At 31.3% G+C, this 11,942-nt stretch carries 13 protein-coding genes; 1 reads left to right on the top strand and 12 read right to left on the bottom strand.

What is annotated here, in order from left to right:
• Positions 1-13: 13 nt before the first annotated feature.
• From ytpR to SBL15_RS04030, 4 genes are all read right to left on the bottom strand, one after another.
• Positions 14-610, bottom strand: a complete 597-nt coding sequence (gene ytpR / locus SBL15_RS04045; RefSeq protein WP_107611766.1) for a YtpR family tRNA-binding protein — start codon at positions 608-610, stop codon at positions 14-16.
• Positions 611-631: 21 nt separating this feature from the next.
• Positions 632-1,489, bottom strand: coding sequence for a DUF1444 domain-containing protein (locus tag SBL15_RS04040; RefSeq protein ID WP_033080129.1), 858 nt, complete (start codon positions 1,487-1,489; stop codon positions 632-634).
• 111 nt (positions 1,490-1,600) lie between these two features.
• Positions 1,601-1,912: a thioredoxin family protein gene (locus tag SBL15_RS04035; protein WP_070440099.1), complete on the bottom strand. Its 312-nt coding sequence runs from the start codon at positions 1,910-1,912 to the stop codon at positions 1,601-1,603.
• A 12-nt stretch (positions 1,913-1,924) separates the two neighbouring features.
• Positions 1,925-2,998 carry a M42 family metallopeptidase gene (locus SBL15_RS04030; protein ID WP_317955240.1) on the bottom strand — a complete coding sequence of 358 codons (1,074 nt, stop codon included), beginning with the start codon at positions 2,996-2,998 and terminating at the stop codon, positions 1,925-1,927.
• Positions 2,999-3,084: 86 nt separating this feature from the next.
• On the opposite strand from SBL15_RS04030, the gene SBL15_RS04025 reads away from it, so the two are divergent.
• Positions 3,085-3,402, top strand: coding sequence for a hypothetical protein (locus SBL15_RS04025; RefSeq protein ID WP_107611768.1), 318 nt, complete (start codon positions 3,085-3,087; stop codon positions 3,400-3,402).
• Positions 3,403-3,518: 116 nt separating this feature from the next.
• On the opposite strand, the gene SBL15_RS04020 is transcribed toward SBL15_RS04025, so the two are convergent.
• The 8 genes from SBL15_RS04020 to SBL15_RS03985 all read right to left on the bottom strand — a co-directional run bounded on the left by SBL15_RS04020 (position 3,519) and on the right by SBL15_RS03985 (position 11,826).
• Positions 3,519-4,343, bottom strand: a complete 825-nt coding sequence (locus tag SBL15_RS04020; protein ID WP_107611769.1) for a YtnP family quorum-quenching lactonase — start codon at positions 4,341-4,343, stop codon at positions 3,519-3,521.
• 246 nt (positions 4,344-4,589) lie between these two features.
• Positions 4,590-5,240 (bottom strand): tRNA (guanosine(46)-N7)-methyltransferase TrmB, encoded by a 651-nt coding sequence (gene trmB / locus SBL15_RS04015; protein WP_107611770.1) that lies wholly within the window; start codon positions 5,238-5,240, stop codon positions 4,590-4,592.
• Positions 5,241-5,254: 14 nt separating this feature from the next.
• Positions 5,255-6,046, bottom strand: a complete 792-nt coding sequence (locus SBL15_RS04010; protein ID WP_107613862.1) for a phosphotransferase family protein — start codon at positions 6,044-6,046, stop codon at positions 5,255-5,257.
• A 455-nt stretch (positions 6,047-6,501) separates the two neighbouring features.
• Positions 6,502-7,350: a D-amino-acid transaminase gene (dat, locus tag SBL15_RS04005; RefSeq protein ID WP_107613584.1), complete on the bottom strand. Its 849-nt coding sequence runs from the start codon at positions 7,348-7,350 to the stop codon at positions 6,502-6,504.
• Between the two features lie 3 nt (positions 7,351-7,353).
• Positions 7,354-8,763: a dipeptidase PepV gene (gene pepV / locus SBL15_RS04000; RefSeq protein ID WP_107611773.1), complete on the bottom strand. Its 1,410-nt coding sequence runs from the start codon at positions 8,761-8,763 to the stop codon at positions 7,354-7,356.
• 290 nt (positions 8,764-9,053) lie between these two features.
• The gene (locus SBL15_RS03995) at positions 9,054-9,479 is read right to left on the bottom strand and encodes a YtxH domain-containing protein (protein WP_037536904.1); all 426 of its coding nucleotides are present in this window, start codon (positions 9,477-9,479) and stop codon (positions 9,054-9,056) included.
• A gap of 20 nt (positions 9,480-9,499) precedes the next feature.
• Positions 9,500-10,192: a pseudouridine synthase gene (locus SBL15_RS03990; protein WP_037536906.1), complete on the bottom strand. Its 693-nt coding sequence runs from the start codon at positions 10,190-10,192 to the stop codon at positions 9,500-9,502.
• A complete protein-coding gene (locus SBL15_RS03985; RefSeq protein WP_107611774.1) occupies positions 10,189-11,826 on the bottom strand; it encodes a polysaccharide biosynthesis protein in 1,638 nt (545 codons plus the stop codon). The genes SBL15_RS03990 and SBL15_RS03985 overlap by 4 nt, the downstream gene beginning before the upstream one ends.
• Positions 11,827-11,942 lie beyond the last annotated feature (116 nt).

Raw genomic sequence — 11,942 nt, 5'->3', positions numbered from 1 at the left:
CTTCCTTCCTATATTAATCGAAAAATGCTTGACCAATTTCATAGTCATTACTTAATACCATTATACCTTTTTCTTGAGGTGCATTTGGTAAATTTAATTCTTTCATAGAACAAATCATTCCACTAGAAGCTACACCACGTAATTCAGCATCTTTAATAACCATACCACTTGGCATTACTGCTCCTACTTTTGCGACAACCACCTTTTGGCCTGCCTCAACATTTGGTGCACCACATACGATTTGTAAATGCTCATTACCAACATTTACTTTTAAAACACTTAATTTATCAGCATCTGGGTGTTTTTCTTTAGTTTCAACATATCCCACTACAAACTTAGGAGATAGATCTGCATTTAATTGATAGTCTAATCCTGATTTATTTATGGCTTTCTGAAGTGCATCCACTAGTTCAGAAGTTAATTTAATATGTCCGTTTCCACTTATTTTGTTATATCTTGAAAATTCAAATAAATTAAAACCGACAATTGTTCCTTCCTTACTAATTTCAACAATATCGCCTTGTTTTTTATATTCAAACGGTCCATCAGTAGGTTCTATTTGTAGAAAAGCTACATCCCCTACTCCATCTTTATTGTAAAATAAATTCATTTGAAATCTCCTCTATATCAATTATTTCTTATTATTAAATCTTTTACGATTTGCTTCTAATCGTTGAATAACATTTGGATCTCGCTTTTGTTTATTATTTTTACCCAAAATGAATATAGGTTCAAAATGTCCTTTTTCATAACCAAATGATAATGATGTGATTGGAACTAATCCCTTAGTGAAGAATTCCATTGTCAAATGAGCCATTACATCATAACCAGTTTTATTGCGTATATCAGCAATAACTAAGACATCTTGATGTGGAACAGCTACTAACATTTCACCTTCACACTGTTGATAGATATCATCTAAAAATTTCGTATTCAAGATACGACTAGCATCGTACCCATCATTTGAATTTACAAAATAGAAAATGTTTCCTTTAACTTCATCTGTTTTATATTCATTTTTGAGTTTACGTATGTTGAATAATGACATTTCTTTAACTTGTTGTTCAGTTAAACCAAGTGACTCCAACATACTTTCATCAATTAGTCGGTAAGATTTACCTAAATCAAGTGCGTAATAAATATTGGTTTCAGCTGTATGCTTTTCAATAATAAAACGATGACCTTCTTTTGTTTTTTTATCAAAGCTTGTAGCACGTATGACAGGCATAATCTGGATGTTAGTCATTTTTTCAATGCTTTCATCATCCATTTGAGCGATTGCTTCTTCGACATAATAAACAATTTCATCTATTATTTTCTCTTTTTGGACTTCATATTTAGCGACAATAGCGTTTAACTTGATTGTTACACCTTTATAATTGTCTTGTCTATATATACGTAATGTTTCCTCTTCACGATCAAATTTAAAATCAACATTTAGATGCGCTAAACGTTGTTTTAATTTATCTCTTATTTGAAAAACATTCATGTTTAACACTCCTATATTCGCACCTTATGCTATTTTACAATAAATTTGTAGTCAATTACAGAAAAAATAAGTTAGAGTTTAAATTCTACTATTTTTTAAATTACTTTTTAATTAAACATATTTACTCAAGAATTCATCAATTTGTTCAATAGATTTTCGTTCTTTTCCAATATAACTACCTACTAATTCATCATTTTTATACACTAAAAAGCTTGGGATACCCATAATATCATTTTCAATAGCTAAATCTATAAATTCATCTCTATCAACTGAAACAAAATTAAAATGTTTATACTTCTCTTCTAATCGAGGTAAATCAGGTTCGATGATACGACAATCAGGACACCATCCTGCTGTAAATTCAAATACTGTGTTTTCTTTCTTAAGTGAATTAAATTGAGATTCAGATTCTAATTTTATCATTTAATCTACTCCTTAATCTTGGAATTGTAATTTGTTAATTTGTTCTATATTTAAATTTAATATAACTTGTTCAAGTAGTTGTCTAGCAGAATAGTAATCTCTAATATCAAAAACTGCATTCGTACTATGAATATATCTAGCACAAACACCAATTACTGCAGTTGGAATACCAATATTAGCTTTGTGTATTTCTCCACCATCTGTACCTCCTGGAGATATGTAGTATTGATATTTAATATGATTGTCTTCTGCTAACTTAATTAGATAATCTCTAAATTCTGGTTGTAGAATCATAGTGCCGTCTTTAATACGGATTAATGTTCCACCACCTAATTCACCTGATAATTGGTTTACACCTTTAATATCATTCGCAGGTGAACAATCTACAACCAAAGCAACGTCAGGCTGAATTAATTCAGCAGCTGGCTTAGCACCACGTAATCCTACTTCTTCTTGAACGTTAGCACCAACATATAAATCGACATCCAATTCTACATCACTCAACAATTCTAGTATTTCAATTGCAATGACACAACCATATCGATTATCCCATGCTTTAGCACTATATCGATATTCAGATAACTGCGTCAATTCAGTATTTGGAACTATTGTATCTCCTATTTCAATACCTAATTCCATTACTTCTTTATCAGAACTTGCACCTATATCTAACAATAAATCTTTGATTTCAGGTACCGCTTCATTTCCAGTTCTAAAGTGTTTAGGTATATTAGAAACAATCCCTACAATAATGTCTCCTTTTCTATTTTTAACTTGAAGGCGTTGACCCTGCCATATATCATTTGCTACTCCTCCAAGATTGGTAAACTGTAACATACCATTTGTTGTTATATTTGTAATCATAAATCCAATCTCATCCATATGTGCAGCTATCATTACCCTCTTGGCGTTAGCTTTTTTAGATTTTTTGACTCCATAGAAACCACCCATATGATTTACAATAAATTCATCAACATATGGTGCCATTTCTTTTTTCATATAATTTCGTACGTCTTCTTCAAAACCTGGCGCACCATGTAATTCAGTTAAAGCTTTAATTCGCTCTAAAGTTTTATTCTTGTCCATCTTAACTAACACACTCCTTAAATGTATTATATCATTTTGAATATGGTACACTAATGATAAGAACTATTAATAGAGAGGTAAAGATTATGACACGTCAAACTTACAAATACATCTCAATTTCAGTTGCTTTACTTACAAGTATTGCTACCATTATATTTATCTATTTTCTTAGAGAAAAGAATAAAATCCAAAATCCTAGTAATGTTCTGAAAGAAGCCAAATCTTACTTTATGAATATTAAAGGCTCATTTATTCTTCATGAGCCGTATGTAGATGACAATTTATATCCAAACAGATTAATCTTTCAAGGTGGCATAACTCAAAGTAAGAATAATCAGCAAGTTGAATATATATTTTATGCGGATGCTAAATCGGGAGAAATCATTAATATTGTAGAATTATAATAAAGTAAATGGTAAGAGGAGTTGGAATTAAAATATGCCCGCTCCTCTTACCATTTTTATTTTACATGTAATTTCTATTATTAAAGCAAGCCTAAATCCAACATTTCACTAGTCAATCATAAACGCTTAATTGACTTCTTGATTGTTTTGCCATCAAGTTCATACTGAGCCGCGAAGAATACATTATCATGATAATACAAGAACCAATAATCTTGATAAATGTAATAGGGAATTAATCTTTCTTTTTCTCGAATGGATTGCATTGGATAATCGTCATATGCCATAACCCATAATGGATTAATATGTGCATTCGTAGGCATAATATCAGACATATGGACAGCTCTCTCTCCTTCACTTTCAATCGTAATAATTGATTGTCCATAACTATGACCACCCACATGCTTCATATGAATGCCTGGATAAACTTCAACCTCTTTATCAAAAAGTATTAATTTATTTTCATAAGTACCTCTATTGATTTCCCAATAAGTTGCCTTACTACGGATATTAGGGCTTGTAAATTCATGCCACTCGTCTTGTTGCACAAAATGAGTAGCTTTCGAAAAAATTGAGTTGCCGTCAACATCTGTTAGACCTGTGGCATGATCAAAATGCATGTGGGACATAAGTACCATATCTATATCTTCAACATTTAAATTTAATTTTTCTAGTTCATAATGTATTTGACTTTCATACGTGACACCATAATTTTTGAGTTGTTTATCAGTTAATTTATGATTACCAATTCCAGCATCAATCAAAATATTTTTATCCCCTGTTTGAATTAAAATTGGGTAAGTTAAATTTGGAACTTGGTTTTTCTCATTAACAGCATATCGTTTAGTCCATAATGGTTTAGGAACTACTCCAAATATGGCCCCACCATCCATTTGCGTCATACCACCATTTAAATAATTGATGTTAAATGCGCCTAATTTCATATTAAACACCTTCCATTTGTCTTTTTATCTATCAAGTGTTCAGATATCAATCTAACTTACAATACAATATCCACTTTAAAAATAAATAAACAGGAGTGGTACATCATTCATAATGAATCATTGTACCACTCCTGTAAGGTGATTAGAACTGAGTAAATTTTATTGTTGTTAACTTCACTATTCTATCACTAATTTAATATTTGTAACATATTATTTCAATGGTATTTATTATTGAAATTTTACTAACTAATGTTTAATAGATTTATGAAATTTCGCTTCCATACGATAAATTCTAGAACCTTTTTCAGAAAATTTCTTTTCATACTCTGTCAAAATATTATCTTCATCATCTTCGTCATGTAGATTTAGATTTAACTTCGTAAAGTACATCCCATATTGCGACATACTTTCTAAACTGAAAGCGAATAAACCTCTATTATCCGTTTTAAAATGAATTTCTCCATCTTCTTTTAAAATTTGTTGATATAAAGCTAAAAAAGTATGATATGTCAATCGACGTTTAGCATGCCTTTTCTTTGGCCAAGGATCTGAGAAATTTAAATAGATTCGAGAGACTTCACCATCATTAAAATACTCATTTAATTCTATAGCGTCATTACATATCATTTTTAAATTTGTCAGGTTTAATTCCTTCACTTTATCCAACACTTTATACATTACACTTTTCTCACGTTCCATAGAAACAAAATTTATTTCTGGGAATTTAGAAGCTAGTGTTGTTATAAATTGCCCCATACCAGATCCAATTTCTATATAAATCGGTTGCTCTTTATCAAACCACTCTGACATTTTTCCAGCATGCGCCCCATCCATATCAACTAAATTAGGATGTTCTTTTAAATAATCTTCCGCCCATGGTTTATAGCGAACTCTCATACACGAATTCTCCCTTAGATAAATAAATTACTATTCATAACCTCATTTAAGAATTTCAACCAATTATTCATATCTTTAAATCTTTTCTGTTCTTCATACCACTGAACCATTCCAATTGATTGAATTACCGTATACCATTTCATACGCTTATTTAATTCAATGCTCTCTTCTAGACCGTATGTTTTAAACCAGTCTGACCAGTTTTTTTCGGGAACGTAGTTATAAAGCAGCATTCCAATATCAATTGCAGGATCAGCAATCATTGCACCTTCCCAATCTACTAAGAACAACTCATCCCTATCAGATAATAACCAATTATTATGATTCACATCACCGTGTACAACAGTAAAAAAGCGAGAATCTAGGTTAGGTATGTGTTCTTCTAAATATGTTAATGATTTACGAATAATATGATGTGTTAATACTTCTCTTGATAATGAAGCATTAATCTTTTTTAACATAATATTAGGTGTGATTGGTTCCATTTCCATTCGTTTAAGCATATTGAGTAAAGGTTTTGAACCATGAATCTTTTTTAATAATGCAGCAACTCGTGATTGATACATTTCATCAGGTTCTAATTCTCGGCCATTTTTCCAATGTTGTGCTGTAACTACTTCACCTGTTTCAATACGTTTAGTCCAAACTAATTTAGGTACAATCCCCTCAGCTGAAAGCGCTGCTATAAATGGATTAGAATTACGCTTTAAAAATAGCTTTTGTCCATCTTGTTCAGCCATGTATGCTTCACCTGAAGCGCCACCTGCAGAATCAAGTGTCCACCCTAATTGATAAAACTGCTCCAACTCGTTCACCTCACTTTCAATTAGAAAATGGCTCGAGAAATATAGTTTTCAAGAGCCATATATTCTAATTTATTATAATCATTTGTTGGAAAATAGATTATATATTTCAAAATAGTTATGTTTTTACTTATAAGTCATAATTTTAAATAATATGTTATTGTCCCCTAACACTTATTTAAATAAATACGTCTCTTTTATCACTCAATGTTGATTTTATAATTTTTAGCCTTCTTTTTCAACTGAAAATGAGAAACAAAAAGATACATTTTACTAGTCGATACTTGCTAAAATTCGTTTCAATCTTTAGGTTTCATTATAACACATTTTCATATCTTTAAACTGAGTATTTTTAATTTAATTCATTTAATTTATTCACACTGAAAAATAAAAAAGAACGTACTAAAATTCTATCTTTTAAGAATTAGTACGCTCTTCAATTTAATTATTTTAATGAATTAACTACTTCTAGATTCAATATATTTATTAAAGCCTTCTTGTAATTGACGAGTCACAGGACCTACCTTACCGTCACCAACTTGTTCACCATCAATCTTAACAACTGGTGTCACTTCAGCAGATGTACTAGAAACAATGACTTCATCGGCATTTTTTAAGAATTCAACAGTGAATGTTTCTTCTTTAAAAGGAATATCTTCATCTTCAGAAATCCATTTAATAACCTTACGAGTAATACCATTTAAAATGTAATTATTAACGGGATGCGTATAAATAGCACCATCTTTAATCGCATATACGTTACTAGAAGCGCCTTCTGTAACAATGTCTCCTCTATGTTGAATTGCTTCACCAGCATTGTATTTAACCGCATATTCCTTTGCAAGTACATTTCCTAGAAGGTTTAAACTTTTAATATCACAACGTAACCATCTAATATCTTCAACAGTAGCTGCATTAATACCATTTTCTAAATCATCATATGGACGGTCATAACTTTTAGCAAATGCCATAATAACTGGCTTTACTTCTGGAGTTGGGAACGAGTGATTTCTTGGTGCTACACCACGCGTAGCTTGAATATAGATACCACCATTTTGAATATTATTTACCTTTAATAATTCTCTAACTACATCTATTAATTCTTCGACAGTATAGCCTAAATCTAATTGAATTTCGCTTGCACTTCTAATAAATCGTTCAAAATGTTCTGTTACTGTAAATAATTTCCCATCATATGCTCTAATGTATTCATAAATTCCATCACCAAATACATAACCACGGTCTTCATAAGATACTTTAGCTTCATTTTGGTCGATAAATTCGCCGTTAATAAAAACTTTTGTCATAGATTATCCCTCCACACATAGTGAATAAATTGCTTCTAAATAGATACTTGTCGCGTTGAACAATTGTTTTTTAGTAATATACTCATTCTTTTGATGCATTAAATCCTCTGAATCTTCAAACATAGCCCCAAACGCCACACCTTTATCAAGATTTCTAGCATATGTTCCCCCACCTATTGTATATGGTTCAGACATATCACCAGTTTGATTTCTATAAGCTTTAACTAATTTTTGTACAAATGGATCATTTTTGTCTACAAAATGAGGTTGTTGAATTTTTCCTAATTCAAGGTCAAATCCATATGCTTTAATTTCTTTTGTAAATCGTTGTATTGCTTCTTCAAACTCAAATTTTTGAGGATAGCGTAAGTTTATGCCAAAACGTCCACCTTGTTTATTATCGTAAGAAATTATACCAACATTTGTTGTTACATCACCCATGACGTCTGTATGGAATTTCATACCCATTTTCTCACCAAAGTGTGATTCATGAAGATAACGATTACTAAAGTCTACAAACTCTCTTGCCGTTTGATTTAAATTTAATGTTGATAAGAAATCTAATAAATATAAACCGGCATTAACTCCTAATGAAGGGTCCATACCATGAACAGCTTTACCTTCAAGCGTTAAAACTAACTCACCACTATCAACAACACTCTCACCCTGTAATTTATGTTGGTCTAAGTAGTGTTCAAAATGTTGTACAACGTCTGTCATATTTTCTTTTACAAATACTCTAGCTTGTGCATGATCTGGCACCATATTATAACGTTGTCCAGATTCAAACGATATTAATTCATAATCTGGTTCATCTTGGTCTTCAGAAGTGCTATTTTGGACTAAATCGAAAGTTGTTATACCTTTTTCACCATGAATAGCTGGAAATTCTGCATCCGGTGCAAATCCTAATGTAGGCATTTCTTCAGTTTGGAAATATCTTTCAGTACATTTCCAATCGGATTCTTCATCGGTACCTATAATGATATGAATGCGTTTCTTCCAATCAACTTTCATATCATTTAAAATTTTAACTGCATAATAAGCAGCTATTGTAGGGCCTTTATCATCTAACGTACCTCTAGCAATAATTGCATCATCAGTTACAACTGGGTTAAATGGGTCTGAATCCCAACCATCTCCGGCGGGTACAACGTCAACGTGGCATAAAACGCCTAATACATCGTCACCCTCGCCCGCTTCAATTCTGCCTGCAATGTGATCTACATCATGGGTAGAAAAACCATCTCTTTGTGCAATTTCGTACATATAATCGAGTGCTTGTCGTGGTCCAGGACCAACTGGAGTTTCATCAGATGCTTTTGAATCATCTCTGACACTCTCAATTGAAAGCAGACCTTTCAAATCATCGATAATTTGACCTTCATATTCTTGAACTTTTTCTTTCCACATTCGAGATCAACTTCCTTTTCAATAGATATACATATTATTTTACATAACTATGGCGATAAATTACAGTAAGATGTCAGAATATTTATAGATTTTATAAAAAATATTATTAACTATATTGAGTTTATACATTTGACACCCTTTTATGGAGTTATATTTAACAAGATTGTACGTTAGCATGTTTAGTAATAATTATAGTTACTTATTTTCAAACGTATCTTCTTATTAAATAAAAAAGAACCTGATACATTTTTCAATGTTCAGGTTCAAAAACATCTTAGATAAAATCAAGATTAGTCTTTATCTTCTAATGCATTATTATTTTTCTTTAAGTCTTCTTCAGTGACAACTCTTAAATTGTTATTAACAGTTGCGCCACCTTCATCATCAAATTTACCTTCTTCTAATGAATCTTCTTTATTAGCATCTAAATTAGTAAATTTTGATTTTTCTTCTTCTAAAAATGATTTTGGATCATTTTTTAAACGATTAGCATAGTCTTGAGGATTATTTCTAACTTCTTGAATTGTTTCATTAGCTTTAGAACTTAATTGACTTGCTAAGCCTCTTGCGTTTTCTTTGTATCCCTCTGGATCTTCTTTATATTTATTATATTGTTCTTTTAATTTATCTCTGCTTTCTTTTCGAGATAATACTACTGCTGCAGCTGCAGCGCCAACACCAGCAATTATTCTAAATAAACCTGTAGTTTTAGCCATATTAAACACCTTCTCCTTTGTTAATGCTGTAAAAGTTTTAATTCTTTATCTGAAAGTAACTTATACTCTCCAGATTTGAGATTTTCATCTAACGCCAAATTAGCGATTTTAAGACGTTTTAATTCTAATACCTCATTTTCAATGGCGTGAAACATCCTTTTAACTTGATGATATTTACCTTCATAGATAGTAACCTGTGATGTAGTTTCATTTATTCTAGTTAATTGTGCTGGTTTGACTGGACCGTCAGAAAGTATGATGCCTTTCTTAAATGCGTCAATATCAGCTTTAGTAACGGGATTTTGCGATGTCACTTCATATGTCTTAGAAACATGTTTAGAGGGACTCATTAAATCATGACTAAATTGACCATCATTAGTAATGAGTAGTAAACCTTCAGTATCCTTATCTAGCCTTCCAACAGGAAAGATATTTAGATGTTGGTATTCCGGAATTAAATCAATTACAGTACGATTTGATTCATCGTGTGTAGCTGAAATGTAACCTTTTGGCTTATTAAGCATAATATAAACATTGTTAACGAACTCAACTTGCTTTTCATTTACACAAACTATATCTTCTGTGGGGTTAATATGAGATTTAGGTGACTTCTCGACTGAGGTGTTAACTGTGACCTTTCCTTTTTTTAAAAGTTGTTTAACTTCAGTACGCGTTCCAACACCCATATTTGCTAAAAATTTATCTAATCTCATCTTAGGAATCCAACTTTTCGACGAATCTTACCAGGTAAATCCCCTAAAAACTCATCAGCTAATCTGTTCTTGATTGTAATTGTTCCATAAATCAGTCCACCAACTATAACACCTATAATTAGTATTATAAATGCACCAGATTTTCGATCTACAGAAATAAATAAGCTTAGTAAGAAGTAGACTACTTCAACACTTATCATCATGATTAAACTATAAATGAAAATTTTAGCAACTTGAACCAATGTGTCTGTAAAGTGGAACTTGGCATAAACTTTTAAAATCATTAAGTTTGCAACATTGGCAACCGTTAATGCGATTGCAGTACTTAAAACAGCTCCTGATGTATGGAATATCATAATTAAAGGAATATTTAAGATTAATTTAACAAATACTGAGCCTAAAATTACAAAAACTGTTAATTTTTGTTTGTTTATTCCTTGTAACATTGAGGCAGTAACACTCAATAAAGAAATTAATATTGCAACAGGCGCATAATAAAATAATATTTTATTACCATATGGATTGTATTGATAAAATACAGTATACAACGGTGAAGACAATGCCATTATACCTAGACTTGCCGGAACTGTTATATACATCAATACACCAATTGAAGTTTTAATTTGGCGATGCATTTCATTTAAGCGACCCTCTGCAAAAGTTTTGGTAATAAATGGTATTAAACTAACAGCAAATCCAGCAGCTAAAGATGTTGGAATCATAACAATTTTATTTGTTGTAAAGTTTAAAATTGTAAAGAAATAGTCCTTATTCGCATGAAACCCTGCTGCATCTAGCGCGTTATTATGTGTGAATTGATCCACTAAATTAAATAGAGGAAAGTTCAAACTTACAATAACAAATGGAATACTATATGAAATAATTTCTTTATACATTTTTGTGTATGGCACGTCCAAACCGGTATGATCAAAAGCTACCATTTTTTGAATATGTGGTTTACGTTTACGCCAGTAATACCAAAGCGTTAACAAACCAGCAATTGCACCTATAGCAGCTGCAAATGTTGCTATACCATTTGCTTGTAGATAAGAACCATGAAAAACATTTAATACTAAAAAACTACCTATAAGAATAAAAACTATTCTAGCAATTTGTTCTGTTACTTCTGAAACTGCTGTAGGACCCATAGATTCATAACCTTGAAATACTCCACGCCAAGTAGCAAGTAATGGTATAAACATAACTACCATACTAATAACTCGGATAATCCATGTGATATCATCGATTGTCCAACCGCCTTTACCTTCTTTACGTCCTAACGTTAAAGCAGCGATGTCTGGTGCTAAGAAGAATAATATTAAAAATCCAATTATTCCAGAAATGGACATCACTATAAAACTCGATTTATACAATTTTTGTCCGACTTTATACGCACCTAAAGCATTATATTTAGCTACAAATTTTGAAGCAGCTAACGGTATGCCTGCGGTTGCTACAGCAATTGCAATATTATATGGAACATAAGCATAGTTGAATGGTGCTAACTTTTCTTCCGCATTTGCACCCATAATGGCATAAAAAGGAATTACAAAAAGTACACCTAAAATTTTAGTAATAAGAATACTTAATGTAATGAGAAAGGTACCTCTTACCATTTCCTTATTTTCACTCATATTTAATCTTCCTGCCTTTTTAATAATCAAATTATTTAATTTAAAACCTGTAATTTTTAAGGGCTTGCATTACTATAAAATATATCACAAAATACTAATTGTTTACTAATTACTTT

Origin of the sequence: Staphylococcus sp. NWU MKU2, assembly GCF_033283605.1 — a bacterium.
In the GTDB taxonomy this organism is placed as follows: Bacteria; Bacillota; Bacilli; order Staphylococcales; family Staphylococcaceae; genus Staphylococcus; species Staphylococcus haemolyticus.
Note: the sequence above shows the minus strand (reverse complement) of the source record. Positions and strands in the feature narration are given on the sequence as shown.